Annotated in this window: 29 protein-coding genes and 2 tRNA genes; 19 read left to right on the top strand and 12 right to left on the bottom strand. The window is 41.0% G+C overall.

All coding sequences use genetic code 11. The annotated features are described in order from the left end of the window. Window positions 1-284: 284 nt before the first annotated feature. The 7 genes from EFE42_RS03280 (at window position 285) to EFE42_RS03250 (ending at window position 4,782) form a co-directional block, all read left to right on the top strand. Window positions 285-731, top strand: coding sequence for a 30S ribosomal protein S13 (locus tag EFE42_RS03280; protein ID WP_123135899.1), 447 nt, complete (start codon window positions 285-287; stop codon window positions 729-731). A 12-nt stretch (window positions 732-743) separates the two neighbouring features. Then, entirely contained in the window at window positions 744-1,298 is a 555-nt protein-coding gene (locus EFE42_RS03275; RefSeq protein ID WP_123135898.1) for a 30S ribosomal protein S4, read from the top strand. Between the two features lie 14 nt (window positions 1,299-1,312). Next, on the top strand, window positions 1,313-1,693 hold the full coding sequence (locus tag EFE42_RS03270) for a 30S ribosomal protein S11 (RefSeq protein ID WP_013037689.1): 381 nt from the start codon (window positions 1,313-1,315) through the stop codon (window positions 1,691-1,693). Window positions 1,694-1,743: 50 nt separating this feature from the next. Then, entirely contained in the window at window positions 1,744-2,544 is an 801-nt protein-coding gene (locus EFE42_RS03265) for a DNA-directed RNA polymerase subunit D (RefSeq protein ID WP_123135897.1), read from the top strand. Window positions 2,545-2,681: 137 nt separating this feature from the next. After that, window positions 2,682-2,769, top strand: a tRNA-Leu gene (locus tag EFE42_RS03260). A gap of 528 nt (window positions 2,770-3,297) precedes the next feature. After that, complete coding sequence (locus EFE42_RS03255; protein ID WP_123135896.1) at window positions 3,298-3,645, top strand: hypothetical protein; 348 nt, start codon at window positions 3,298-3,300, stop codon at window positions 3,643-3,645. A 159-nt stretch (window positions 3,646-3,804) separates the two neighbouring features. Beyond that, the gene (locus tag EFE42_RS03250) at window positions 3,805-4,782 is read left to right on the top strand and encodes a hypothetical protein (RefSeq protein ID WP_123135895.1); all 978 of its coding nucleotides are present in this window, start codon (window positions 3,805-3,807) and stop codon (window positions 4,780-4,782) included. A gap of 20 nt (window positions 4,783-4,802) precedes the next feature. Here EFE42_RS03250 and EFE42_RS03245 read toward each other — a convergent pair whose 3' ends face one another. From EFE42_RS03245 to EFE42_RS03230, 4 genes are all read right to left on the bottom strand, one after another. Beyond that, entirely contained in the window at window positions 4,803-5,816 is a 1,014-nt protein-coding gene (locus tag EFE42_RS03245; RefSeq protein ID WP_123135894.1) for a site-specific DNA-methyltransferase, read from the bottom strand. Between the two features lie 307 nt (window positions 5,817-6,123). Beyond that, window positions 6,124-7,008 carry a polyprenyl diphosphate synthase gene (gene uppS, locus EFE42_RS03240; protein ID WP_123135893.1) on the bottom strand — a complete coding sequence of 295 codons (885 nt, stop codon included), beginning with the start codon at window positions 7,006-7,008 and terminating at the stop codon, window positions 6,124-6,126. Between the two features lie 23 nt (window positions 7,009-7,031). Next, on the bottom strand, window positions 7,032-7,343 hold the full coding sequence (locus EFE42_RS03235; protein ID WP_199724076.1) for a DUF2551 domain-containing protein: 312 nt from the start codon (window positions 7,341-7,343) through the stop codon (window positions 7,032-7,034). A gap of 204 nt (window positions 7,344-7,547) precedes the next feature. After that, on the bottom strand, window positions 7,548-8,594 hold the full coding sequence (locus tag EFE42_RS03230) for a radical SAM protein (RefSeq protein ID WP_123135892.1): 1,047 nt from the start codon (window positions 8,592-8,594) through the stop codon (window positions 7,548-7,550). Window positions 8,595-8,673: 79 nt separating this feature from the next. On the opposite strand from EFE42_RS03230, the gene EFE42_RS10975 reads away from it, so the two are divergent. From EFE42_RS10975 to EFE42_RS03200, 6 genes are all read left to right on the top strand, one after another. Beyond that, window positions 8,674-8,856, top strand: coding sequence for a 4Fe-4S binding protein (locus EFE42_RS10975; RefSeq protein ID WP_123135891.1), 183 nt, complete (start codon window positions 8,674-8,676; stop codon window positions 8,854-8,856). A 77-nt stretch (window positions 8,857-8,933) separates the two neighbouring features. Next, window positions 8,934-9,326, top strand: coding sequence for a tRNA (N6-threonylcarbamoyladenosine(37)-N6)-methyltransferase TrmO (tsaA, locus tag EFE42_RS03220; RefSeq protein WP_123135890.1), 393 nt, complete (start codon window positions 8,934-8,936; stop codon window positions 9,324-9,326). A gap of 72 nt (window positions 9,327-9,398) precedes the next feature. Then, a tRNA-Arg gene (locus EFE42_RS03215) sits at window positions 9,399-9,476 on the top strand. Window positions 9,477-9,643: 167 nt separating this feature from the next. Beyond that, window positions 9,644-9,919 (top strand): DUF1699 family protein, encoded by a 276-nt coding sequence (locus EFE42_RS03210; RefSeq protein ID WP_123135889.1) that lies wholly within the window; start codon window positions 9,644-9,646, stop codon window positions 9,917-9,919. A 174-nt stretch (window positions 9,920-10,093) separates the two neighbouring features. Further along, window positions 10,094-10,543 carry an N-acetyltransferase gene (locus tag EFE42_RS03205; RefSeq protein ID WP_199724081.1) on the top strand — a complete coding sequence of 150 codons (450 nt, stop codon included), beginning with the start codon at window positions 10,094-10,096 and terminating at the stop codon, window positions 10,541-10,543. A gap of 47 nt (window positions 10,544-10,590) precedes the next feature. Continuing rightward, entirely contained in the window at window positions 10,591-11,532 is a 942-nt protein-coding gene (locus EFE42_RS03200) for a nucleotidyltransferase domain-containing protein (protein ID WP_123135887.1), read from the top strand. Here EFE42_RS03200 and EFE42_RS03195 read toward each other — a convergent pair whose 3' ends face one another. After that, window positions 11,533-11,844 carry a DUF2098 domain-containing protein gene (locus EFE42_RS03195; protein WP_123135886.1) on the bottom strand — a complete coding sequence of 104 codons (312 nt, stop codon included), beginning with the start codon at window positions 11,842-11,844 and terminating at the stop codon, window positions 11,533-11,535. 14 nt (window positions 11,845-11,858) lie between these two features. Continuing rightward, complete coding sequence (gene mptA, locus EFE42_RS03190) at window positions 11,859-12,812, bottom strand: GTP cyclohydrolase MptA (protein ID WP_123135885.1); 954 nt, start codon at window positions 12,810-12,812, stop codon at window positions 11,859-11,861. A 242-nt stretch (window positions 12,813-13,054) separates the two neighbouring features. On the opposite strand from mptA, the gene EFE42_RS03185 reads away from it, so the two are divergent. Then, the gene (locus EFE42_RS03185; protein ID WP_123135884.1) at window positions 13,055-13,357 is read left to right on the top strand and encodes a non-histone chromosomal MC1 family protein; all 303 of its coding nucleotides are present in this window, start codon (window positions 13,055-13,057) and stop codon (window positions 13,355-13,357) included. Window positions 13,358-13,460: 103 nt separating this feature from the next. Next, the gene (gene argB / locus EFE42_RS03180) at window positions 13,461-14,348 is read left to right on the top strand and encodes an acetylglutamate kinase (RefSeq protein ID WP_123135883.1); all 888 of its coding nucleotides are present in this window, start codon (window positions 13,461-13,463) and stop codon (window positions 14,346-14,348) included. A 3-nt stretch (window positions 14,349-14,351) separates the two neighbouring features. Here the strand turns inward: argB and EFE42_RS03175 are convergent, their stop codons facing one another. Both EFE42_RS03175 and guaA read right to left on the bottom strand, forming a co-directional pair. After that, entirely contained in the window at window positions 14,352-15,392 is a 1,041-nt protein-coding gene (locus EFE42_RS03175) for an archaeosine biosynthesis radical SAM protein RaSEA (protein WP_123135882.1), read from the bottom strand. Then, window positions 15,389-16,303, bottom strand: a complete 915-nt coding sequence (gene guaA, locus EFE42_RS03170) for a glutamine-hydrolyzing GMP synthase (protein ID WP_072359824.1) — start codon at window positions 16,301-16,303, stop codon at window positions 15,389-15,391. The genes EFE42_RS03175 and guaA overlap by 4 nt, the downstream gene beginning before the upstream one ends. A gap of 221 nt (window positions 16,304-16,524) precedes the next feature. On the opposite strand from guaA, the gene EFE42_RS03165 reads away from it, so the two are divergent. Together EFE42_RS03165 and recQ are read left to right on the top strand one after the other, a co-directional pair. After that, entirely contained in the window at window positions 16,525-17,862 is a 1,338-nt protein-coding gene (locus EFE42_RS03165; RefSeq protein ID WP_123135881.1) for an RNA-guided endonuclease TnpB family protein, read from the top strand. Window positions 17,863-18,032: 170 nt separating this feature from the next. Then, window positions 18,033-19,832 (top strand): DNA helicase RecQ, encoded by a 1,800-nt coding sequence (gene recQ, locus EFE42_RS03160; protein ID WP_123135880.1) that lies wholly within the window; start codon window positions 18,033-18,035, stop codon window positions 19,830-19,832. Window positions 19,833-19,839: 7 nt separating this feature from the next. Here recQ and EFE42_RS03155 read toward each other — a convergent pair whose 3' ends face one another. Beyond that, window positions 19,840-20,607, bottom strand: a complete 768-nt coding sequence (locus tag EFE42_RS03155; protein ID WP_123135879.1) for an A24 family peptidase C-terminal domain-containing protein — start codon at window positions 20,605-20,607, stop codon at window positions 19,840-19,842. After that, window positions 20,604-21,875: a 3-hexulose-6-phosphate synthase gene (hxlA, locus tag EFE42_RS03150; protein WP_370448659.1), complete on the bottom strand. Its 1,272-nt coding sequence runs from the start codon at window positions 21,873-21,875 to the stop codon at window positions 20,604-20,606. The genes EFE42_RS03155 and hxlA overlap by 4 nt, the downstream gene beginning before the upstream one ends. Before the next feature lie 291 nt (window positions 21,876-22,166). Here hxlA and pyrB point away from each other — a divergent pair, with 291 nt between their 5' ends. Further along, window positions 22,167-23,093 carry an aspartate carbamoyltransferase gene (gene pyrB, locus EFE42_RS03145; protein ID WP_123135877.1) on the top strand — a complete coding sequence of 309 codons (927 nt, stop codon included), beginning with the start codon at window positions 22,167-22,169 and terminating at the stop codon, window positions 23,091-23,093. Continuing rightward, window positions 23,090-23,563, top strand: a complete 474-nt coding sequence (pyrI, locus tag EFE42_RS03140) for an aspartate carbamoyltransferase regulatory subunit (RefSeq protein WP_123135876.1) — start codon at window positions 23,090-23,092, stop codon at window positions 23,561-23,563. Before pyrB ends, pyrI begins: the two co-directional genes overlap by 4 nt. A 1-nt stretch (window position 23,564) precedes the next feature. Here the strand turns inward: pyrI and dapB are convergent, their stop codons facing one another. Both dapB and dapA read right to left on the bottom strand, forming a co-directional pair. Next, window positions 23,565-24,356 carry a 4-hydroxy-tetrahydrodipicolinate reductase gene (gene dapB / locus EFE42_RS03135; RefSeq protein WP_123135875.1) on the bottom strand — a complete coding sequence of 264 codons (792 nt, stop codon included), beginning with the start codon at window positions 24,354-24,356 and terminating at the stop codon, window positions 23,565-23,567. After that, a complete protein-coding gene (dapA, locus tag EFE42_RS03130; RefSeq protein ID WP_123135874.1) occupies window positions 24,353-25,228 on the bottom strand; it encodes a 4-hydroxy-tetrahydrodipicolinate synthase in 876 nt (291 codons plus the stop codon). The genes dapB and dapA overlap by 4 nt, the downstream gene beginning before the upstream one ends. Between the last annotated feature and the right edge of the window lie 15 nt (window positions 25,229-25,243).

Genomic DNA, 25,243 nt, shown 5'->3' with positions numbered 1-25,243 from the left:
TGTCTGTTTGGTATTTATTTATAATTATCACTTATAATAAACAGGTCTCTACTATTTTTGATCACAACTTATTTTTATGTGGAAGGTGTTAGCACAAATATCGTCTAGTACCGATTGAGCCTTTGTCCTGATGTTTTTTTCAGACATTAACATTATATAAGAGAAAGTCATATTGGGCCGAGTAAGTCTGTATCATAGGTTTTTACACAGCCTGTAAAAAGGCAGTGCTGGACCTTAGTTCCAGGGCTACGGGACGCAAGAATGTGTCCTTAAGGAGGTTTATAATGGCAGACGAAGAAATAAGACATCTTGTACGTATAATGAACACTGATTTGCAGGGTAAGCAGAAGGTCCTTTATGCACTCACCGGTATCAAGGGGATTGGCAGAAGGGCTGCAAGGCTCATTGCAGAAAGTGCAGAAGTAGATCCATCAGAAACCATTGGTTACCTTTCTGATGAGGGTATTGCCAGGCTTAATGAAGCTATAGAGACATTTGAAAACCATCTTCCTGTGTGGATGCTTAATAGGCAAAAGGATTTGTTGACAGGTGAAAATAAACACCTTCTTGGACAGGATATTGACCTGACTATAAGGGAAGATTTGAACGATCTTAAAAAGGTCCGTGCCTATCGTGGTATACGCCATGAAAGAGGTTTGAAGGTACGTGGACAGAGAACCAAATCCGCAGGACGCGGTGGGTCCACAATAGGTGTCAGTAAAACAAGATGAAGGTGATTCGACATGGTTTATCCCGGAAAGAAAAGAAAAAGTTATGACACCCCGAAGCACCCCTGGCAAGCTTCCCGTATGGCAAATGAGGTTGACCTGATTAAAAAATACGGCCTCAGGAATAAAAAAGAACTCTGGAAGGCACACAGTATTCTCAGACGTTACAGGGCAGATGCCCGTAGATTACTGGCTGATTCTGCAGAAGCTGAACTTACCGGTCACGCAAAGACTGAAGCAGACCAGATTCTATCCAAATTGATTCGTTATTCCATGATAAAAGGCGATGCCGAGATCGATGACATTCTTGGATTAAATACAGAAGCTATACTCGAAAGAAGGCTTCAGACACTTGTCCACAGACTTGGTTTAGCCAGAACTCCCAAACAGGCAAGACAGTTTATTACCCATGGTCATATTGCAATTGGTGGTAAGAAGTTGACAGTCCCTGGTATGCTGGTGTCAAAACAGGATGAGATGATGATAGATTACTATGGAACATCACCTATGACTACCGAGTCACACCCGGAGAGACCCGCTCAGATTGCATCTTCCCTTGTGGAGGAATGAAGGAGGTTTGAATTATGGCAAATGGAATATGGGCTGTTGCTCACATCAAATGTTCATTTAACAATACTATAATCACAGTTACCGATATAACCGGTGCTGAAACAATAGCGAAATCATCCGGTGGGATGGTAGTCAAAGCTGCAAGGGATGAGAGTTCTCCTTATACTGCTATGCAGATGGCCGGCCAGCTTGCTGATACTCTCAGGGATAAAGGTGTCGAAGGTGTACACATTCGTGTCCGGGCTCCCGGTGGTAACAAGCAGAGAAGTCCCGGTCCAGGTGCACAGGCAGCCATTAGGGCTTTCGCACGTGCAGGTATCAGGATTGGACGTATTGAGGATGTAACACCTGTGCCACATGACGGTACCCGTCCAATAGGTGGCAGGCGCGTCTAATTGCAGTGTAACACATATGACAGGTTTGTAATTTCACGAGGTTCCCGAAAATGGATATCGATATACTTGAGCTGTCTGATAGATCTGCCAGATTTATTTTGTCAGATGTGGATGCAGCTTTTGCGAACGGATTGAGGCGGACTATGCTTGCCGATGTCCCCACTCTCGCAATCGATGAAGTCAATATTTACAACAATACTTCAGTCCTTTATGATGAACAGGTAGCTTTGAGGCTGGCGCTGGTACCTCTTTTGACAAGCTTCGATGAGTTTACTCCTCATGAAGAGTGCTCCTGTGAAGAAGGGTGTCCGGCCTGTACGATTTCCCTCACATTGAGTGTGGAAGCACCAATGGGTGAGGAAAAGACTGTTTATTCAGGGGACCTTGTATCCGCAGATCCTAAAGTAAAAGCTGCTGATTCCAACATCCCGGTTGTTAAGCTTAAAGGCGGGCAGCAACTTGTCCTTGAAGCGATTGCAAAGATGGGTTACGGTCACGACCATGCTAAATGGCAGGCCGGAGTTGCCTGTGGTTATAAGAATGTGCCTGTGATCAATATCGAGGGTTGTGATCTCTGCGAAAAGTGCGTTGAGGCCTGTCCTCGCGATATATTGGCCCTTGGTGAGGAATCTGCAGAAGTTGTGGATGATAGACTTTTGAATTGCTCTCTCTGCAAGCAGTGTGTAGAAGCCTGCGGTATTGATGCAATCTCGGTTAGTGAGAATGATACATCTTTTATTTTCACTCTTGAATCCGATGGTTCATATAGTGCAGAAGAGTTAATTATAAATGCAGTGAATACAATCAGGACAAAAGCTTCAACCCTTGATAATATCCTGGGTGAATTGTAATAGGAGATATTCTTTCCTATTATCCCTTTATAGGATTTAATATCAGAAGTAAAAAACTATAATTGTAATTTTGTTGATTGTGCAAATGGGCAAGGTATATATAGTATCAGCCCGTTTATGGCGAAAAACAACAGCGTGCGAGGGTTGCCCAGCCAGGCCAAAGGCGCTAGGTTGAGGGCCTAGTCTCGTAGGAGTTCGAGGGTTCGAATCCCTTCCCTCGCACCAAACTTCTTTTTTAAATCACTGAGGATATTTTTATAATTGTGTTTCTTGGTTTTATGTTCTCATTATATCACATAGGCATTCCTTAACTGTGTTATTTTGAAGATAAGTTTTGGATTTACTGCAGGTCAACTTAAACTCTCCTTTATCTTTTTGGTGTGAATTTGGTAGGTTTGCGTTTTGCACAATAGTTAAGTATAATTGAGTTATTACAAAAGTAGTTGATTAAATATCGCTCCATAGTCAAAGGGGGATTTATTCATTTCAATAAATAATATCTGGGGTAAAATAGAGAATACACTAAAGTCAATAAAAGGCATCGAAGAAACTCTTTTACTGAATCAAACGGACAGGTCTTATATTTTTGGGCTTGAGGTTTCGGATGAAAAGAAAGCTTCCGGAAGCCTTGGAATAAAAAATAATACCGGGGTAAAAAAAACACTTGGCTCACAGATTCTCGTCTCTTTCCTGACAAACCAGGAATATGACTGGCCAGAAAATAATCTGAAACTCATATACAGGGATGAAATTGTGGGTGAAGATATCCGTGATCCGCTGGAGCTTGCACGACTTGAAAAACGCAAGGATTGCTGTGTGATGGGTAACATAGTGTTTTATAATGACCGTTTCAAACGCCTGAAATCACCGGATTTAGAACTTGAAATGTTAATTCAGGCAAAACCCTTCCCTGAAGTTGAGAATATCTCCTGTGTTTCAGAAGCTATGGTTGCATTACCCTCAAGGTTAAGTGATTCCTATATTAAATCCAGGATGGGTATTGAACCGAACAATTCTATGGGAACTTTCCTGTTAGGTCTGGATTTAAAACCGGACTTTTTGTACAAATATGGAATATTGCGAACCAGCCAAAGTTTGTAATTTTTAACTCGGATTCATCTTTTTTTTGCATAACGCCCAATAATCGGCAATAAATTGGTAAAGTATTAATGCTTGAACTCACTTCATATACTCAATAATCGAGAATTGATTATTTATGGGTGTAATTTTTAGATTTATATGATTTAAAAGGAGATTGATATGTCTGTTTTGAGGGATAGGAGGTGCAATGTTCCTTCTAGGATTGTTAGCAATTTTGATCCATTCTATAATCCGCAGAACATTGAGGGCATGATTATTGGCAACGATCTAGACTCTCTTCTGAGTGCCTCTTTCCTTAAAACAAAATTTGGATGGGACATAGTTGGTGTTTATGACTACAAGACATTAAGTTTTTCAGATACTGTGGGAGATTTCCACAATAAGTTGCTTGAAGGAAAATATATTGCTGTGGATCTGGACATATATCATCCATGCATCTTCTCCATTGGACATCACATAATAGGATCCAGCTGTCAAGACTGCCTTGAAGGTCATTCAAATTCGCTGAATCCGAACCTTCTAAGGGGTATCTATCTCCAAAGTTACAGGAGGAAATATCCCTTGAGTACCATTCATTTTCTTCTCTGGTTGTTTGAATCCGAAGCTGGCCTGGATATAAAGACCAGAAGCCTTGTATGGCTTGCAGATTCTTCTTATGTAAATGGACAGCGTCACAGATTCAGGTCGAATGTTCATGAATGGGTGATGAATTTTTTCAGATCACAGGCTTTTCTGGATTCTTTCGAATTAATTGACACGTATAAGTTTGAATATTTATTATCCGAATGGCTATTTCCTCTCCTTAAGGGAACCGGTTTGAATATCTCAAGGGGTCAGGTTAGGTCTTATCATCTGGGTCTTTCCGGTTATCAATGCCAGTGGACATCTACTGAAAATGAAAGAGATTGTATCATTGCGATGCTTGAGCTGATAGAACATATTACAGGTTGGCATGTCCCTACCTTCCCGCGTAAATTCATCGAAATAAAAGGTGTTCGCAGGAGTATTGTTCTAAGCGATATTTTTAAAGATAGTACTAACCTGGATTCTTTTCTGCTAAAAAATAATGTGTTTTCGTTTGTATTTCCCACATCAAAAACAATTAATTATACAACAGGAATTAAATTGTTATCCTGATTAAGTAAAGATGATTGGTTTTATTGTGGATGCTTGTTTTCATCCATTTTGCTAATTTTCTTAATTGCTTTCTCGATACTCCATCTTCCCCTGCCCAATTCCTCCCCAATTATCTCTATAGTATCTTTTTTGTTTTGTCCACTTTGGCGCAATTCCCTGTACCTTGTACACATGTAATCCTCCTCTTGTGAAGTCCAGGGGTTCCCCTGGTTTTCCAGGTTCTTGATTACAGGTTTGCGTAATTCCGGTATCATAAATCCTGGTTTGATAACATTGCTCTGGCCAATTTCACGGGTTCTTGTTCTAAACATCGTTTCTGATACTTCAAAACCAACGCAGCGTCTATTAAGGCCGATTGCAACAGTTGCAGTTGAAAATCCGCCCAGGAACATGTCACAAACAAGGTCGCCTTCATTGCTACTGTATTGTATAATTTTCTTCAGGAGTTTGTAGGGCAATTCATTTTTATTTTTAACTTTGCCGGGTTTGTACTCCCTGTTAATTACCCAGACATCTTCCCTGTCCCTGTAATTCAGCGATCTGCCATCGTCTGTTTTTTCACAGGTTCCATATCTTGATTCCAGATTGAAGGTGCGCCTTTTGCCGGGTTTTTCATAGTATAAAATATGATAATGGGAGGATACGTATTTTGCTTTTGTGTAAACACCAAAATTGTATTTCCATATTATGTGATTGATCTCTTCCAGATTTGTCTGGTACAGGGCATGGAGGATATGGTAAAGATTTGTGTATCCCGAAACAATGTAGATGGAGCCACCAGGTTTGAGAATTCTCTCTGCTTCTTTAATCCAGGCCAGGCTGAAATCTGCATATTTATCTTCCGGGATTTCTACATATCCATCAACTACAAATTTTTCATTCCTGTTGTAATGCTGGTGTAATTTGTCCCCTTTTATCCCATATGGAGGATCGGTAATAATAAGATCTACCGACGCATTGGGGATATGAGTTGCAGCTCCTGTAATACAATCCTCATTGTAAAATACATTGCCATAAATGTCAACGGGCTTCATTTTCAACTCCTTACGCCAGGTATTTTCATAACCTATCTGGAAGAATAAATAAATATTGTCTGAAGAGTGGCTGTTTTAGAGTCTTCTATATTACTTTCATCTTGCTTGGAGGTCCTTGAAATAGTTTATATTCTTATTTCTTATTGAGGTGATCAGTATGGATGAATTCTTCAAAGGACTTATAGAGAGAACCAAACGCTATGAAAAACTGGACCACTTTAGGAACAATTAACAATAAAAAGGCTGGCCGGTATTCATCACCCTCCCGTCATGGTTTCTGATGATACCGGCCTCTTATGAATTTTAGCTATTTTTTTTCAGGTAATTTTTTTGGTTGAGAATCAATATCTCTTACATCCAGTTTTTTCTCTATATTATGGATAAAATGCAGTGTCCTGTTGGCAAGTGTAATGTTTCTTTCTTCCTGTCTCTGCTGGTATGTACGGATGGAACGGAGGAAATCGATTTTCCTGAAATCCGGCCAGTAGGGGGCGCAGAAATAGGCTGCACATTCATTTCCACATGCTTGCCAGGGAAGGAAATTTGAAACCCTTTCATTTCCTCCTGTACGGATTATGAGATCAACGTTTGATACGGCCGAATTTTTTTCTGGATATAGGTGTCTTGATATGGTTTTTTCAGTTATTTCACCCATTTCGATATCCCCTGTTTTTACCTTCCTGGCAACTTCACGTATTGCCTGTATGATATCCTGTCTTCCGCCATAAGCAATTGCAATGTTAAGTTTTAGCCTGTCATAGTCCTTAGTTGCCATCTCAACTTTATCGATACTCTGCAGGAGGTCTTCGGGTAAAAGGGTTCTGTCCCCAATTACACGTACTTTTAGGCGTCTTTTATGTGTCCTTTCATCAACACACATCTCTTCAAGTCTGGTTCCTATAAGTTTTAGTATGCTTTTCTTCTCATCTTTTTTCCTGTTGAAATTCTCAGTAGAAAAAGCATATATTGTCAATTCCTTGATGCCGCTTTCATAGGACCATTCAATGACTTTTTCAGTAATATCGGCTCCCCTAGTATGGCCGTATGAGGTGAACTTACCAAGTTTTTTGGCGTATCTGCGGTTTCCATCCATTATAATAGCGATATGCTGCGGTAATTTAGAATTACGAATATTTTTTTCCAGAACAAATTCATATCCTTTATACAATAGTTTAGGTAATATCCGCCACATCATAATCAGAGCTACAGGCGATGTTAATAATTGTCAAGTACTGAGCGTACGATATCCCTGTAATCATTTTTTAATAAATAGATATTGTGATCGCCGGTTACATCAATACTCAGGATTCCCAAGCGTGTGTTCATGAGCCCAACCATAGCTGAAACTCCCCTGTAACTGATATCAAAATCCTTTTCGTGAAGGTATTTATAGATATCATTGGTGGTATATTTCCCGCCGTCAAGGAACAGTTTAAGGACCACTTTGCGTATCCCTGTGTCATCCCGGCCAAGATATTTTATCAGCCTTGATCTTACCCGGTTTTCTATGGTTTCCAGCACGAACACCTCTATCTAAACTATGTTATTTTTGCATATATATTTATGCTAACTTGTAATATGTATCCCTGAAAAGAAACAATCGCAAGACCTTTTATTTTTCTGATGCGGGATGCTTATTTATCTGCCTTTTAAAGCTTGAACTGCCCCTTATAATTCATTTTAACATAAAAACATATTGTTTTATTTTAAGTTCAAGGGTATTTTTGCACTTTAAACAGGCATGCTTTCCACAATAAGGCCATCTGAGGTAGGGTATTTTTCAATAATTTCAATTTTATCACTAATGTCCCGGATCTCATCTGCAATATCTTCAAGTATCCAGGATGCGATTTCAATATTGTTTGCCTTTAGTTCATACATTTCTTCAGGAACTTCAAATTCCTGCAATTGCTCAAGTATTTTAGCAGTATTTTTAGTATGTATTATTCCAAATATGATTGTTCCATCATCGGTTATTTCGTCAAATGGGCGTGAGGTATTTTCTGCAATCCTGATAAGACGTTTCCTTAGCTGTATAGCGTCTTTATACGTAGATGAGCAGAAATGTCCCCTTCTAAAAAGTTTCATAACTTTTAATGCACTATCTCGTGAACCTGCTACAGCATTTGAAATATCGTCCTTTAACCGGTACCCTCTGCGATGCAATTCCTCGTAATTTGTATCTGTAAATTCCAGTTCATTGAAATTGATGTAACAATCAACGTTATCACACAAACCAGCAAACTTTCCAATGCCTTCTATGGCAGGCACTTCGATTCCTGTTTCCAGACCTGCTTGTTTACAATTGATAATTGCCGTTTTAAATTTACTTTTTCCAATATTTTCCCATTCCTGCAGAGGAGGGTGAAAACGTATCTCATCCAGTCCTGCTTCAACAAGATTATTAATTGTTTTTTCATCTACGGGTAAGGCAGTATAGAGATGAATATGGTACTTTTGTCCGAATGTGCTTTTCAGTAGATTGATGTAATGCAGGACCCTTCCCATTTCAAGGAGGGGTTCACCACCCGTAATTCCTGTTCCCAGGGCCTGCATACGCATGCTTTCTTCTATTACTTCATCGTCGCATTGTACTTTCCTTTCATTGGCATATACGGCATCGCCTTTTCTCTCTTCTGATAGCGGACAATAGAAACAATTCTTACCGCAATGACCGGTTATGTATAATACCATTTTTGCACCATCGCGGCACATTTTGCAGCCGGTTGAAAGATAACTGTAAAAAGAGCCTGCTTCTGCTTGCTGAATATTTGCCATTGCTTTTGCATGAATATATCAGTATATAACTTTTTCTTTACCCATCAGGGTTAACTAATATGAAATCAGAAGACATTTCATGATTTATGCGTCACATGTGGCCGTATTTGGATGCAAAGGCTGTAGAAAATGTATATCTATTTGTGGTGAGAGTGCAATTTTCTATAGTGGCGGCCGCGTTCAAATAGACATACAAAAGTGTAATGCTTGTGGGCAATGTGTTTCTCATTGTCCAAATAATGCTCTTTTGTTGATGGATTAAGCAGCCGTTAATCCTATAGGCAAGTTACATAAGTGTTTCCCATCATGTTTTTATTTGATAGTGGAAATGATTGATACATGAAAAACACATGCTATCCGGAATCTGTTGGTTATGTGAAAAGTACCTTTAAGGAACCTGTATTTGATGAAAAAATGTATTCATCAATTTCCTTTATTGAAATCTATCCTGATTTTGCAGAAGCCCTGGATGGAGTTGATGAATTTAAGAAAATCCAGATATTGTTTCAGTTTGACAAAAGTCAGGGTTATAAATTAAAGCAAAAACGTCGAACAGATGGTAAATTGGTGGGACTATTTGCCACCCGGAGCCCCCATCGGCCAAATGGTATAGGGATAACAACGGTGAACCTGCTTTCAGTTGATGGATTAACTCTGGAAGTAGAAGGTCTTGATGCTATAGATGGTACCCCTGTACTTGATATTAAACCATATACCAGCAAATTTGACTGAAATAATTTTCCGGGATTCGATTTTACCAATAAGTATAAATGATTGTTTTTACATTCTGGGTGTGTCGTAAGCGGGCGTGTGGCCTAGCCAGGATATGGCGGCAGCCTCCTAAGCTGTAAGTCAGGGGTTCAACTCCCTTCACGCCCGCCATTTTCTTATTATGTAATTAATTATATTGTATTTCTTTTTATACTCAAGTTTGTAAATTCTTCTATTCTCTATTATAATTAAATACTATGAAGTACGAATTATATATTGTTATACTAAGAATACTATATGTATTTGTGCAATATCGATTAATTCATAGAGGTGAGTTGATGAGAATAAGGATGTTGAATTCCAAATATGAGATTGAAACGCTTAAAGAAGATGAAGAAATTGTACATCTTTCTTTCAGGCCGAGCAATACGGATATTATGCAGATTATCACCAGGTGTAAGGGCTTAAAGGCTCTGCAATTGCCTTCATCCTACAGGAAAACATTGTCAGATGTGGCAATTAAATTCCTTGAAATGGAAGATGTTGAGTTACTTGAAGGCGACCTGAAAAGTAGTGGTATCTCAATGTATAAAGAAATAGATTCAGAAGAGTGATTATAGTTTTTATAATATTATTTGTAATTTTTATATTATTTATCCCTGTCACGTGCATCTTCCAGACAGGGTTATTACAATTTTGACTCGATATTTTTATTTATCTTTTTGTTCATTCGTAACAACCATGCTACTATTTCGGAGGTATCTAATATCCATAAGCAGTTACCGGGTATAATTCGTAAGGCTGTAATTGAGGATGTAACTCCCATGAAAGACCTCATAAACAGCTATGCGAAAAAAGAGATTATGTTACCCCGCTCTGTGGGGGAACTGTATGAAAACATAAGGAACTTTTATGTTTATGAGGAAAATGGTGAAGTGGTTGGTTGTTGTGCTCTTCAAGTTGTATGGGAAGACCTGGCCGAAATCCTGTCTTTTGCTGTTAAACCCGAATGCACTGGAATGGGTATTGGGTCGATGCTACTCGATGTCAGTATCGAAGAGGGCAAAAACATCGGGGTGAAAAGAGCATTTACCCTTACTTACGTGCCAGAATTTTTCGAAAGACAGGGTTTTTCAAAAGTTGAAAAAGCATCATTGCCGCATAAGGTATGGGTAGGTTGCATAAAATGTCCCAAATTCCCGGATTGCAATGAAATTGCTTTGCTCAGGTATTTGTAATTTCTTTATCATGATTCCCACTTGCATTTAATAAAGGAAGGCTATGGATGATCAGGACCAGATTAAGGGATTTTGTACGCACAGATGAAGACTGTTTTTTTTCGGTAGTCGATTATTTCCACTCCGACGGTGTAAGGGGAATACTAAGGTATGCTCCGGATGAGGAGGGGAATCGCTTTGCAAATGGAATCAAGTACAGGAAATACGATTTCGCCGATTCTTTCGGTTACATGCGCAAGCATCACCCGGATTGGATAACTGATGTACATATAATTCCACAGGAACGGATTTCAGAAATTCTCAGCCCTGTAGATCGGCTACCTGAAGTAGTTGACTTGGATGAACGAATTAAAACAATAGTCAGGGTTCTTTCTGACGCCGGTATACCTATGAACAAGCAGGGAGTTACCGGTTCAATCCTCCCTGGTTTACAAAATGACATGTCGGATATTGATTTTGTGGTTTACGGGCCGGACTGGTTTAAGGCACGTGAAGCCATAAACAGGGCAAAACTATCCGGTTCCCGAATTGAGGCAATCGATGAGAATATGTGGCAACGTATTTACAGAAAACGCTCCCCTGAAATTTCATATGATGAGTTTCTTCTGCATGAATTGAGAAAAGGAAATCGTGGAATGGTAAATGGCACCTATTTTGATCTCCTCTTTACAAGAGATTGGGATCAGATACATCAGCCTCTGGAAAGGGGGACAGATACCGGGCATATACAAATAAAAGCGACTGTTACAGATGCGACATTTGCTTTTGATAATCCTGCATTGTATGAAATTGATCATGAGGAGATCGATCATATCCTTTCATATACGCACACTTATTCGGGTCAGGCATTAGCAGGAGAAAGAATAGAAGTAAGGGGAGTGGTTGAGGATCTGGGGCATAAAAAAAGGCTTGTAGTAGGTACTTCAAGGGAGCCACGGGGTGAATGGATGCGCTCCCTGACGTTGCTTGAGAAAGAAGGTTTATTGTAATCAGCCGCCTCCAGTAGACTGATATACATTCTCCAGATTTCCGGAAGAGGCTTCCTCGTCTTGGTTGAGCAGGTAATTCTTGACATCGGTGGAGCTGTATTCTTTTTCCCTCCTTATTCGTACTTTTTCGTCTGATACTTTCAACGTATCGACTCTGTAGTAAAGGTCTGTGGTATTCATCAGGGCCCATGTGCCTTCATCATCTTCCTTTATATCGATGATTTCTCCCAGGGTCCCGGTATTGAGATACCTCACCACCATGCCTTTTTCAAGGGGATGTCCATCGATGTCAGATATTTCCATATGTTCCATCTATATTTCCTTCTTTAACTATTTGCAATCTCATTTTTGAGATCACTGAAATCCGCAACCCTTTCTGCAAATGCATTATGCCTGTGTATACTTTCCTCATTTATCTGTTTAATAGTTACGACAGCATCATCGGGCAGGTGGGGGAACTTTTCTACAACTTTCTGTGCCATTGTTCTCACACAGTCTTCCACGAATTTTGGATTTCTGTGAGCGGTTTCTACCACAAAAGCTTCGTCCTGGCGCTTCAGTAATTCGAAGACACTTGTACTCATGGAGTTTTCGATAATCTTTATTATTTCTTCCAGGGACACTTCGACATCACAATTTGTCTGGATAGAAATTGTACCCCTGCCACGCTGATTGTGGGTGGGCATTGGCATCCTTTTGAGGAAAAGGGATACAGTCTTCTCATCCACTCCAAGTTCTGTAAGTTCTTTCATGGCCTTATCCCACATAATTTCCTGTGCACAGGGGCATGCAGTCATTCCTACAACTTCTGAACCAATAAGTTTCTTGACTTCGATGTTGTTTTTTTCATCACGGGTGGCAATGGATTCTGCGAATATATCGACAACTTCCTGACATTGCATTTTGTTCACAGGTGCTTCACGTTTGATCACATACTCACTTTTCATTCTCACTTCTGCCTGGGTGGCATATTCATGTCTTGTGAGTAGGTTCTGTGCAACATCGCCACAAAGTTCTTCTATCTCATAAACAGGCATATTGACCGCCTTTTCGAGAACCTCGTCTATAGCTTCAAAATTACGCGAAAGATTCGCCCCCTTTCTGTCAGAGGGCAGATCAACAAAAATATCAAAAGTAGATATAAGGACGATTGGTCTTTTATCTTTTCTCTTAATCTCCACCAGTTTTTTCACGTCGGTTACACCGACTCTGGTAAGATTTATCGGTATTTTTGGTTTATTTGCCTGAACATCTGGTAAGTCTAATACTGGGAGTTCCATATGAATGACCTCAAAACGGATTATGTAAAATCAATTGATTGCAATTGAAACTATATTTGAAACTTATTCATAGCATGTAAATGTTTTGTTGACGAATTTATTGTATGTGTTTACTACTGCGCATTAACCTTTTTGGTTTATTTTAGGCCAAATCATTATCAAAAGGCAACATTAAAAGTTAATTATATATATAACAACATTACAACTAATCAATAACCGGCAACGGTGGACAAGGTGATTAAATGTCTAAGTCAGAACCGAGAAATTTTGTATTAAGGGATGAGAAAGGAAACGAACATGGGGTATTTACAGGAAAGCAACCAAGGCAGGCAGCTCTTAAAGTTGCAAACCGTGGTAAAGGCACCAAGGAGAACCCTGATAAAATCATGCTCCGTGAAAGGGGAACCAAGAAAGTCCATATTTTCTATGGATGGAAACAGGAAGTTGATGCTCCCAAGAACAAACCAGACTGGATGCCTGACAGGATCAACAAGCCTTTTGTAAGGAAAGAAAAACCAGGCATAATCAAACTTGAGCAAGTCTGATTATTTCTGATTACTTTTTTAATGCTCATATAGGGGGATATCCCCTTGTTTACTTATTTTTCTTTACAAAAAGTTTAAAGCATTGTTTTCCTATGTAGCCTTTATGTCAGAAGGCCAGTATAAGAAGGAAAATATATTGATTGAAGCCCTTCCCTACATTCGTGAATTTTATGATTCTTTTATGGTGATAAAGGTTGGAGGGCACGCAATGGTAGATCCCGAAATAATGAGTGCAATTGTTGAGGACATTGTGCTTCTCAGATTTGTGGGTATACATCCGGTCATCGTACATGGCGGTGGACCTGAAATTACTGAAAAAATGGAGCAGATGGGCAAGAAACCCGAATTCGTAGGCGGCTTGCGTATTACTGATGACGAGACCGTGGAAATCGCCCGTATGGTTCTTGTAGGCAGCATCAATACGAAAATTGTGTCCCTGATTGGCCAGCACGGTGCAAAAGGTGTGGGTCTTTCCGGTAAAGATGGGAAAATGATAATGGCACGCAAAAAACCTGCCCAGAAGATTATGATAAAGGATATTGAGCACAGTGTGGACTTGGGATGGGTTGGAGAGACCGAGATAATCAATCCAGAATTGATCCATATAGTTACAGAACAGGGCTACATACCTGTGATCTCCCCGATTGCTGTGGATAATGAGGGCAATGCCCTGAATATCAATGCAGATACGGTTGCCGGAGATATTGCCAAATCCCTGCAGGCTAAGAAACTCATTCTAATGACTGATGTGGCAGGACTTATGAGGGATCCTTCAGACACTACTACAAGGATTTCACGGGTACTTGCACCCCAGGTCGAGGATCTGATTGCTGAGGGAATTATTGGTGGCGGTATGATTCCCAAAATGCGCAGTGCATCCACAAGTGTGGAAAACGGTGTAGAAAGGGTTCATATAATAAATGGAAGTGTGCCCCATTCCATCCTTCTGGAACTGTTTACAGATGGCGGGATAGGCACTATGGTATTCTAAGCTTCAGGGTCTGATGGGGCAGCCAAAGGTTAACCCGTCAAGTTCCAGTACTTTTTCCCATTCTTCCTTGCAATCACAGTTGAGGTTTTTCAGTATCGAGATATCCTGTGTAAGGGAATAATCCCTGATCGCATCGGCAACCATGTGGCTGCATCCCCTGCAGTTATGAGGTCCACGCTTTGAACCGGCTCCGACGGGATCGGATGTGATCACGAGTTCGGGGTGTTTCTTTTTGGACTCGATGAGTATCCGGACAATACTCCATAGCCAGGGCGGTCTGTACTGGTTCCTTTCCCATAGGCGTTCCACAAAAGTTCCCCTCTGGACATTACACAGGTTTATGGATACTGTGTCAACCAGATCGGCAATATCATCTACCGTATCTATAATGTCCTCCATTCCTTCGGTTTCTGATAAAAAGGGTGGTTTGAGAAGCAGGTATGCCTTCACAGTGACATCTTTCTCGTGAGCAAGGTGTACCGCACGGGAAAATCCTGCATATGTAAAACCCTTGTTTATGGAACGTTTGCGTATTACATCACTGCTTGTCTCAAGACCAATAGCGATTTCAAAACCGGTTTTTTTAAGTACTTCTGTGCAGGAAGTAAGGGTATCTTCTGTTACAAATTCAGGCCGGGTTTCTACGATTACTTTCTTGATCCTTTCGTCTGTTTCCAGCTTACTCAGTAGCTGTTTTCTAACCTCTGCATCAATTTCCTTTTCATCCAGGAAACTGCCGGATGTGAATATTTTGACTATGAATTCCTGCAATCCCGAAGAACGCTCAAGTGCTTTTTCGTACTGCTGTAAAAGGTCTTCAGGTGAAGGTGGGGTGGAGGCTCTGTCATAAACAAAACCACACATTGTGCACCCTCCTTTTATTCCCCACCAGCATCCACTGGTCTTGAAAATAAGGGTAAGGGTATTGGTTACTTCTCCTTGAAGAAGGTCTCTGCCTGTCCAGACAGCAGCAGGCTCATTGTTTGGGGCCTTTTTAATGCGTTGCTGCTGTCTAATTTCCAGTATTCTATCATTAAGATTCATTCGAACTCGATTGTAGCAGGTGGTTTTGGTGTTATGTCATAGACAACTCTTGCTGCAGTGGGAATTTCCCCGGTTATACGTGAGCTGATTTTCCTGAGGGTCTCCCAGGGCAATTCCAGGGCCTCTGCGGTCATACCATCTCTTGAACCTACTGCGCGCACGGCAACGATCCAGCCATGTACCCTGAGGTCGCCTTTCACGCCGGTCCCTTTGCCCAGGACTGCCGCGAATGTTTGCCAGGGGCAGAACTGTTCAAGCAGTTCTTCTTCCACAATCGCATTTGCTTCCCTGACAACATCGACTTTTTCTCTTGTAACTTCCCCTATTATCCTTACTGAAAGACCCGGTCCAGGGAAAGGCATTCTTTCACATATCTCTTCTGGCAGGTCGAGTGCATGGGCTACTACCCTTACCTCATCCTTGTAGAGGTCATCAATGGGTTCTATAATATGTTTGAAATTGATATGTTCGGGCAGGCCGCCTACATTGTGATGAGACTTGATACCACCATCGGATTCAATTTTATCCGGGTATATGGTTCCCTGGATCAGGCATTCTGCCTCAATATCTAGTGCTTCTTCTTCAAACACACGAATAAAAGTCTCACCGACAGCTTTTCTTTTTTCTTCAGGGTCCTTGATTCCCACCAGGCTGTCAAGGAAACGATCCTTTGCATCGATGATTTGGAGATTCATGTCACCGAATATTTCCTTTATTCGTTCGGTTTCCCCCTTTCTCATAAGACCCGTGTCTATATAGATCGGTATCAGATTATCACCAATTGCACGGTGTGCAAGGACTGCACATACGGAACTGTCAACACCTCCCGAGAGGGCGATGATAGTTTTCCCCTGTGCTTTGGCTTTAATTTTCTCGATTGCTTTTGGAATGAATTTTTCGGTTTTTACCATGAAAGGAAACTCCATATGGTTTATGATAATTTGTGCTTACTAGGTATTTTGTATAACTTAATCGTATCGATGCAATTTTTACATTTTAAGCGGGAAGTCCCCCTCCTCAAGCAGCCACTGGCTGCTAGGTGGGGGATGAAAGCGATCCATACCGTATAAAAACGATAACGGATACCAACATTTAAATAGTTTTAATATATTTATAAGTATGGGAATATTATATGCAGTTAACATTACCAATCCTTATTAAACCTACTCCTGAACAGGAATCAGTCCTGTGGGATATTTCTGGAAAATGTAGGCTTGTATATAATTTTGGATTGAATGAACGTCGTGATGCATATAAAAACAAAACCAGAATCAGTTACGTTAAACAACAGAATGGATTGCCTGGGCTCAAACAAAAATATCCTGAATATAACTGGGTATATTCCAAAGTATTACAGGGTACTTTGAAATGTCTTGATAGTGATTACAAGTCTTTCTTCAATTTGAGAAAGAATGGTGATAAGAAAGCAAGATTACCTAAGTTCAAAGGTAAACAGTATTTCACTACGATGATATACAATCAGTCTGGATTTGAGATCACTGATTCAAACAATCATATTGTTATACGTAAATCAATGGATACCAGAATCAATCGACTCGATTCAGGATATTCTATTCATGATAAATTATATATTGATTTTTCACATAAACATCCGTCTGGGATACCTTTGAGATTTGAATTACCTGTTGTTTTATTTGATGAACGAATATTCAAACAGGCTACGGATATTGATCAGGTAAACATTTACCAAAAGAATAACAGGTTTTATATTTCCGTTACTTATAAAGTTCCATCGATCCAATATAACAATAACAATTCATATCTTGCTATTGATATTGGTACTACAAAACAAACAATGGTAACTTCGGATGGTGATTTTACAGAACTGGTTAATCGTCGTCCTGATAAATACTGGGAACCTAAAATTCAACAGGTACAATCAAGACGGGATCATTGTCATAAAAATAGCAGGAAATGGAAACGATTAAACGATTGTCTGGTTAAGATGAAAAAACGGTCATCCAATCAACTCAAAGATAACCAGCATAAAATTACACGTAATATTATTGAAAATAATAATAATACCAATACCATAATTATTGGTGATCTTGACATTAAACAAATGGCTTCAAAGAAGCCAAATTCAAATAAACGTAAACGAAGTATTAATCGAGGTACCCATAACTCGGGCCATATGGGACGATTTGCTCAATTCTTAACCTATAAGGCTGAAAAGTCAGGTAAGAGAATAATAAGAATTGATGAATCATATACTTCAAAGAAATGTTGTGTTTGCGGAACTATCAAAAATATGCCACTCGGGAATCGAACATATGAATGTAATGTATGTGGAAATATTCTGGATAGAGATTCAAATAGTTCAGTAAACATTTTATTGAGGTATCTCAAACGTAATGCTCTGTGGACGAGCTATCAACAAACAGTTGATAATCTGCGACAAACAGGTTTATTGATCGGGATTATTCCTAACGGAATGATTTCGAAATGATATAAACACTCGCGGGAAGCCTCTTCCTCAAATTAATGTAACATCGTTACATTAATTAGGGAGAGGTAGTTCACTTTATATAGATATGTTTTCCGGTCGTCAACGTTTGCAAATAATACTTTCAATCCGCTATTTACAGCTTTATATGGATTCAGTGCAATCTATGTAGCATGCGGCAAACCCTCTACGACTATTTCGGTTATGACAAATTTCGTCCTCTGCAGGAAAATATTATCCAGGATGTGCTGGCCAGAAAAGATGTATTTGTATTGATGCCAACCGGGGGCGGTAAATCTTTGTGCTACCAGTTGCCTTCCCTGCTTATGGAGGGCGTTACTGTCGTTGTGTCCCCCTTGATATCCCTCATGAAAGATCAGGTTGACAGGTTGCTTTCACGTGGCATTGCCGCTGCCTATATGAACAGTACCCTTGACAATTCCGAAATGAACCATGTTAAGGATTCTCTGATAAGGGGAAAACTCGATATTCTCTATGTGGCTCCCGAAAGACTGGCTATGCCGTCTACTCTTAAATTGCTTGCAAAAGCAAATGTCAACCTTTTTGCCGTTGATGAAGCACATTGTATATCCCAGTGGGGGCATGATTTCAGACCTGAATACAGGAAATTAGGTGCCCTGCGCTCCGGTTTTCCAGATATTCCTCTAATAGCACTTACAGCTACTGCTACTCCTGCAGTTGCCCGTGATATAACAAAACAACTCAATATGGTCAGTTCTGAGAAGTATGTAGCAAGTTTTAATCGGACCAACCTTTATTATGAGGTTAAATCCGGAGAGAATGTAGATCAACAAATCACATCATACCTGCGCTCTCATCCCGATTCATGTGGAATTATTTATTGTCAGACACGAAAATCCGTAGAAGGACTTGCTGGCAGACTGAAAAAATTAGGAGTCAATGCGGCATTCTATCATGCAGGTATGTCAGATGATCTGAGGCACCGTGCCCAGGAAAGGTTCCTGAATGGTACTATAAAGGTGGTTGTGGCAACAGTCGCATTTGGGATGGGTATCGATAAGTCCAATGTTCGTTTTGTTATTCATTATGACCTGCCAGCGGACCTGGAAAGTTACTATCAGCAAACCGGCAGGGGTGGCAGGGACGGGCAACCATGTGATTGTATCCTTTTTTTCAAGAGAGGGGATTGGTATAAACAGCAATACTTCATTGAACAGATGTCTTCTAAAAAAGAACGCGAAATTGCCCTTTCCAAGTTACGCCTCATGATGGATTACTGTGAAACAGTTACCTGTAGAAGGAAAATCTTACTCGAATACTTCGGAGAGTCCACTGAAAAAGATTGTGGCCATTGTGACGTTTGTATTAACCCGCCACAACAGGTGGATGTTACAGAGGATGCATTGATTATTTTTAAGTGCATAAAGGAGTTGAACCAGAAATTCGGGGCAACACATGTTGCATCGGTAATTGCAGGTTCAAAGGCTAAAAAAATTGTGTCATGTGGTCACCACCGACTCCATTGTCATGGTAATGGTTCCCACAATCCGCAAGATTACTGGAAAGACCTTTCTCATCGGCTTTCCTCCCTGGGATTTCTGGAAGTGAAAGGCGGAAGATATCCGGTCTTAAAGTTAAATAAGAAAAGCCGTGCAGCTCTCAATGATGGTGCTAACGTAATTATACCTCAATTATCTGCTGCAACAAATTCAAAGAACAAATCATCCGGGCAAAGTAAGGTTTCTTCGAAGTCATCTCATGTTGATTGTGAATATTCGAAGTTATTTGAAAAATTGCGCAGACTCCGGTTGCAATTTGCAAAAAGGGATAATGTGCCACCCTACATTGTCTTTGCGGATACCAGTTTGAAGCAGATGGCCTCCAGCAAACCCCAAACTGCAAACCAGATGCTCACCATAACAGGAGTCGGGAAATGTAAAATGGAAAAATATGGTGACGCATTTTTGTCAGAGATCAAAAGTTTTTGTTGAGGATTTTTCAGGCCATGAAGTATAAGGTGAGTTTAAAGATCAGGTCACCGTAAAATACAGCTGCTAAAAAACCGGCAGTTATAGGGACTATAAAAGGCAAACCCGGGGTAACCCACACCATATTGTCGATAATTCCCTTCTTTGAATATGCTTTTAATTCCTCAAGGGTTTCCCTGTCTATTTCTTTGCCACTTCTCCTGAAATAGGTCCGAATGTTGCCATTTTCATCTTTTTTGTACTGCTGCATGAGTTTTACATGCCTGTTTTCAAGCTTTCCTATTGGTGCCCTGTAGCCTATAAACATAAAATAGGGTTTTTTGAGGGTGGTTTTAACGTCAGGTCGGCTCAGGTTATAGATAAAAAGCCCCAGAGGCACGATTATTGTCAGCAGTATTGAATTACCAAATACTGTAAAAGTAAAAAAGTTCATGATCGGAACACCTTCTGTGGGGAAATAGGTCCCTCCCATAGTAAATGCCGGGTAGAAAGGAAACACAATGGACATTACCATCAACAATTTGGCGTCTGCACCTCCGAATGCTCCCAGATAGAACAGGACGTAGGAAAAAACAAAAATTAGTCCAAAGGAGATTGCCATTTGTATAAGATATGTAACCGGGCTGGATGAAGTTGCAAACTCATAAATTATAAATGGGGAAAAGGCTGCCAGCATAATTATCCATGCCCTATTGCCTACCCTGCGCTCCTTTATGTCCCTATAGGAGGCATAGGCGAGAAATGCCAGGCATAGAAGTATCTTGGCAATAACTATCATTTTTGCTTCTCCCACTTTTTGAGTTTAAGAATTTCAGAAAGTGTCCCTCCCCTACGGATTTCATCAAATAATCTTTCTTCAGTTTTTTGTACTTCCTTTGCACGTCTTGCGATCTCGTAGGCTCTTTCTGCAGGCACTACAACAACCCCATTATCATCCCCGATGATGTAATCGCCAGGTTTGACCTTTTGCCCGCCACAGTTAATCAGTGCATTAACTTCCCCAAACCCCTTGGGATCACCTGCGTTTGGTACATTGGAAGTGGCAAATACCGGAAGTCCGAGTTTGCGTATTTCCTCTATATCCCTTACCGCTCCATCGACTACAATGCCTGCGATACCACGGTTCAGGCTGCTCTGTGTTGCCAGTCCACCCCAGGGTGCGATATGAGAACTTCCGTTGTAAATTACTATTACATTACCTTCCTTTGCTTCATCTATCGCTTCCACTGTTTTGGCCCAATCGCCCTCGAATGTCTGCACCGTTACAGCCGGTCCTACCATTTTGGTATCATTTAGCATGGGTTTGATGTTTTTCATGGCACCCTGTCGGTGCATGGCATCTGAAATATTGGGAGTGGAAATTTCCATGAACAACTTGCGTATTTCTTCGTCCATATCGAGTTTTTTTGCCTGATTTAATTGTGGATTATCTACACTATGGCGAATCGTTTTGGAAGCTTCTGTTACATTATCAGAGCGAATTATATTACCGCCCACAATGACAATATCAGCACCTGCTTCAACAGACCGGGCTGCAGTTTGTTCATCCAGTCCACCTGCTACAGCAATATCAGCCCTGATTTTGGAGGCAATCTCAAAAACAAGATCTACCGGTGTTTTCCCGGTCATCTGCTGGTCTATTCCCATGTGGATATTGATGAGGTCCACACCTATCCTGTCCAATTCCAGGGCCCTCTGAACAGGTTTTGGGGTGCTAATGAGATCTGCCATAAGCCGAACTCCATATTTTCGTGCGGCCAGGAGCGCATCTTTAATCGTTGAGTCATCGGCTGTTGCCATAACCATAACAATATCTGCACCGGCTTTTGCAGCCATTTCCACTTCAAGGCTTCCGGTATCTGCAATTTTCATATCTGCCACGATGGTGTGTCCGGGAAAGTTTTTCCTGAGAGTACGAATAGCATCCATGCCCTCGCTTTTTATAAGGGGAGTTCCGATTTCTATCCAGTCGATATCTCCCTTTACTGCTTCCTTAGCAATCTGCACAGCTCTATCTATCTCCAGTATATCAAGAGCAAGCTGTATTATGGTTTTAATAGGATCACCTTGTTAACTTTTATTTGGAATTATTGATAATGATTTCTTCAGGCTGGAGAATAGAAGTGAATCACTATAAAGTTTTCCAGATTAGTCTTTGATGCTGCCCCGGTCCCTATATCATTCGGTCCGCGGAAAGAGTCAAGTATAAAAGAACATGATAATTGGCAATAAGTTTATACGCTATCCGCAAATAATCGCATAGGAATAAAAAACGCCTGCGGTTGATTACTATGAAAATAATTCCTAAAGCTTTAATCTGCAAGGAGCTGTATTTTGATGTCATTTGAGCATATGCATATCATTTCTATGAAAGAATTCACACGTGATATGATTGACCATGTTCTGGAGGTCGCCGAAGAAATGGAACCAATTGCCAGGTCAAAGTCAAGTTCCGACCTCTTAAAAGGCAAGGTGCTTGGTGTTCTGTTTTTTGAACCCAGTACCCGTACAAGGATGTCTTTTGAGGCCGCCATGATGCGACTTGGCGGGGAAGTGCTGAGTCTTGGTTCGGTTGATGCAAGTTCTGTTGCAAAGGGTGAAACCCTTGCTGATACCATAAGGGTTGTAGCCGGTTACAGTAATGCCATTGTCCTTCGCCATCCTATGGAAGGTGCTGCACGACTGGCTTCTGAGTTTTCTGCAGTGCCTATACTCAATGCAGGCGATGGTGCAGGCCATCATCCCACACAGACGTTTCTCGATCTTTACACCATCAAGCGCGAAAGTCATCTTGAAGGCTTAAAAGTAGCTCTTGCTGGGGATCTCAAATATGGCAGGACTGTACATTCGCTTTGTTATGCCCTTTCTCTTTATGGTGCCGAGATAACCCTAGTATCACCGCCGGAACTTTCAATGCCTTCAGAGATTATCGAGGATCTGAAAAAGAAAAATATCAAGGTAACAGAGGAAAGTTCTATTGAAGATGCCATACAGGATGTGGAAGTGCTTTATATGACGCGGATACAGAAAGAACGTTTTCCTGATCCGGCAGAATATCAAAAAGTCGCTAACCACCTCCAGATTACACCTGAAGTATTGAAAAATGCGAAGAAAAATCTACGGATAATGCATCCTCTCCCCCGAACAAACGAAATCACCCCTCAGGTGGACGAGACGCCCTATGCTTCCTACTTTGACCAATCTTTTTATGGTGTTCCAATAAGAATGGCTTTACTTTGTCTTGTTATGGGGGTGTTTGAATGAGTGAGGTAGCAAAAAAAGAAATTCGTGTACAACCCATATGTTCAGGCACAGTAATTGACCATATTACAGCCGGTCAGGCTCTCAACGTTCTCAAGATTCTGGGTATAACCGGCACTTCCTGGGGAATTGTAAGTATCTTGATTAATGCCCCCAGTTCATATGGAAAAAAAGATGTGGTCAAGATAGAAGGGCGTGAACTTGTGAGTAGTGAGGTGGATAAGATATCTCTCATTTCTCCTGGTGCTACCATCAATATAATCCGGGATTATGATGTCCGGGAAAAGAATCAGGTAGGTATACCCTCGCATGTAGAAGGTGTTGTAAAATGTATCAATCCAAACTGCATTTCCAACAGTAATGAACCCATAGAATCTAAATTTGATGTGGATGCGGGGGAAGGTAAAATCGAATTACGTTGTGGCTATTGTGAAAGGGTGATCTGTGAAAATATTGCAGATCATCTCCTTTAATTTATAGTCCCAGAATATCTTCCATGGAATAAATGCCGGATTTTTTATCTTTTAACCACATTGCGGCTTTTACAGCACCTGCGGCGAATGCATCGCGAGAATGCGCCTGGTGTTTAATTTCAATCCTTTCACCTTCTCCGGCAAAAAGGACCGTGTGGTCACCGGCAATATCTCCTCCACGGATTGCATGAATACCTATCTCATTTTTACGAGGTGCATTGCCCTGACGTCCAAAGATGTACTCTTCACGCCCAACAGCTTTACCGATAACCTCTGCAGCCCTCATCGCAGTTCCACTGGGTGCATCCTGTTTCCGGTTATGGTGTGCTTCAATGACCTCTATGTCATAATCTGGAAGGTATTTGGCCGCTTCCTCAATAATCTTGAAAAATACATTTACACCAACCGCATAATTTGGAGCAATAACGGCTGATACACCATTTTTAAGGATACTCTCTTCTATAGTTTCCTTCTGTTCTTCGCTAAAACCGGTGGTCCCGATAATAAGGTTTACACCACTTGCGGCGACGATTGGTGCGTTGGAAGCAGTTGCTGCTGCAATGGTAAAATCAATTAGGACATCGGTTTTGCTTTCCTTGAGGACTTCTCCGAGGTCTTCTACGCTGGTAATTGAAACACCGAGGTTTCCTGCACCGGCCACATCTCCTGCATCTTCACCGATTTTATTCAGATCAAATGCAGAGGACAGCTCAATACCTTCGCTTCTGGCGATGTTCTGTATTATCAGACCACCCATTTTCCCGGAGGCTCCGATTACTCCTGCCCGTATCATTTGAGACACCCGATTCCCTTTAATGCTTCTTCCAGTATCCTTTCATTCTCCGGCAGGATAGGCGCCAGTGGTGCTCTCAGCGGACCTGCGGGCATACCTATCATTTCCATTGCACGTTTGACAGGTATTGGATTTGTTTCAGTAAACAGGGCACGTGTGAGGGGGGCAAGTTCATAATGTTTTTTCCTGGCAGTTACCATGTCGCCTTTAAGGGCAGCTTCTACCATTTCGGCCATTGTCTTTGGAACTACATTTGCGACAACTGAAATCACTCCAACTCCGCCCAGCGCGACAATAGGATAGGTTAGTCCATCCTCTCCGGAAATAACGCTGAAATCTTCATCCACTGTGTTTTCGATTATCTCTGAGATTTTGGGAATACTTCCACTTGCTTCTTTGATCGCAACTATATTGTCAATCTTGGCAAGTTCGACAATTACTTCCAGTGGAATATCCTGTCCGGTTCTGGAAGGCACATTGTATAATATGATGGGGATGTCTGCTGCTTCTGCTACTGCAGTGAAGTGACGGATCAGTCCTGCATTATTGGGCTTATTGTAATATGGGGATATAATAAGTGCTCCCCCTGCCCCGGCATCAGCAGCGTGTTTTGTAAGTTCTACGGCTTCAACTGTATTGTTAGACCCGGTTCCCGCAATCACCGGCACATTGGCACATTCCACCGCGGTATTGATCACTTTTTTGTGTTCAACCGTAGAAAGGGTGGCGGATTCACCTGTTGTTCCACAGGCCACAACTCCGCTGGCACCTCCCTCTTCAGCGTATCTTATGTTTTGTTTAAGACCACGGATGTCAATGGTATTGTTTTTTGTGAACGGGGTTATAAGAGCCGGTAGAACTCCTTCAAACATAAAAAAACCAGCTCC

Source organism: Methanohalophilus sp. RSK (assembly GCF_003722075.1).
Lineage (GTDB): Archaea > Halobacteriota > Methanosarcinia > Methanosarcinales > Methanosarcinaceae > Methanohalophilus.
This window is presented reverse-complemented; position numbering and strand designations above follow the sequence as displayed.

Bases quoted from the DNA above. Each gene is read 5' to 3' on its own strand.
- EFE42_RS03280 (WP_123135899.1), top strand. From the start codon at position 285: ATGGCAGACGAAGAAATAAGACATCTTGTACGTATAATGAACACTGAT.
- EFE42_RS03275 (WP_123135898.1), top strand. From the start codon at position 744: ATGGTTTATCCCGGAAAGAAAAGAAAAAGTTATGACACCCCGAAGCAC.
- EFE42_RS03270 (WP_013037689.1), top strand. From the start codon at position 1,313: ATGGCAAATGGAATATGGGCTGTTGCTCACATCAAATGTTCATTTAAC.
- EFE42_RS03265 (WP_123135897.1), top strand. From the start codon at position 1,744: ATGGATATCGATATACTTGAGCTGTCTGATAGATCTGCCAGATTTATT.
- EFE42_RS03250 (WP_123135895.1), top strand. From the start codon at position 3,805: ATGTCTGTTTTGAGGGATAGGAGGTGCAATGTTCCTTCTAGGATTGTT.
- EFE42_RS03245 (WP_123135894.1), bottom strand. From the start codon at position 5,816: ATGAAGCCCGTTGACATTTATGGCAATGTATTTTACAATGAGGATTGT.
- uppS (WP_123135893.1), bottom strand. From the start codon at position 7,008: ATGTGGCGGATATTACCTAAACTATTGTATAAAGGATATGAATTTGTT.
- EFE42_RS03230 (WP_123135892.1), bottom strand. From the start codon at position 8,594: ATGGCAAATATTCAGCAAGCAGAAGCAGGCTCTTTTTACAGTTATCTT.
- EFE42_RS10975 (WP_123135891.1), top strand. From the start codon at position 8,674: ATGATTTATGCGTCACATGTGGCCGTATTTGGATGCAAAGGCTGTAGA.
- tsaA (WP_123135890.1), top strand. From the start codon at position 8,934: ATGAAAAACACATGCTATCCGGAATCTGTTGGTTATGTGAAAAGTACC.
- EFE42_RS03210 (WP_123135889.1), top strand. From the start codon at position 9,644: ATGAGAATAAGGATGTTGAATTCCAAATATGAGATTGAAACGCTTAAA.
- EFE42_RS03200 (WP_123135887.1), top strand. From the start codon at position 10,591: ATGATCAGGACCAGATTAAGGGATTTTGTACGCACAGATGAAGACTGT.
- EFE42_RS03195 (WP_123135886.1), bottom strand. From the start codon at position 11,844: ATGGAACATATGGAAATATCTGACATCGATGGACATCCCCTTGAAAAA.
- mptA (WP_123135885.1), bottom strand. From the start codon at position 12,812: ATGGAACTCCCAGTATTAGACTTACCAGATGTTCAGGCAAATAAACCA.
- EFE42_RS03185 (WP_123135884.1), top strand. From the start codon at position 13,055: ATGTCTAAGTCAGAACCGAGAAATTTTGTATTAAGGGATGAGAAAGGA.
- argB (WP_123135883.1), top strand. From the start codon at position 13,461: ATGTCAGAAGGCCAGTATAAGAAGGAAAATATATTGATTGAAGCCCTT.
- EFE42_RS03175 (WP_123135882.1), bottom strand. From the start codon at position 15,392: ATGAATCTTAATGATAGAATACTGGAAATTAGACAGCAGCAACGCATT.
- guaA (WP_072359824.1), bottom strand. From the start codon at position 16,303: ATGGTAAAAACCGAAAAATTCATTCCAAAAGCAATCGAGAAAATTAAA.
- EFE42_RS03165 (WP_123135881.1), top strand. From the start codon at position 16,525: ATGCAGTTAACATTACCAATCCTTATTAAACCTACTCCTGAACAGGAA.
- recQ (WP_123135880.1), top strand. From the start codon at position 18,033: ATGCGGCAAACCCTCTACGACTATTTCGGTTATGACAAATTTCGTCCT.
- EFE42_RS03155 (WP_123135879.1), bottom strand. From the start codon at position 20,607: ATGATAGTTATTGCCAAGATACTTCTATGCCTGGCATTTCTCGCCTAT.
- pyrB (WP_123135877.1), top strand. From the start codon at position 22,167: ATGTCATTTGAGCATATGCATATCATTTCTATGAAAGAATTCACACGT.
- pyrI (WP_123135876.1), top strand. From the start codon at position 23,090: ATGAGTGAGGTAGCAAAAAAAGAAATTCGTGTACAACCCATATGTTCA.
- dapB (WP_123135875.1), bottom strand. From the start codon at position 24,356: ATGATACGGGCAGGAGTAATCGGAGCCTCCGGGAAAATGGGTGGTCTG.
- dapA (WP_123135874.1), bottom strand. From the start codon at position 25,228: ATGTTTGAAGGAGTTCTACCGGCTCTTATAACCCCGTTCACAAAAAAC.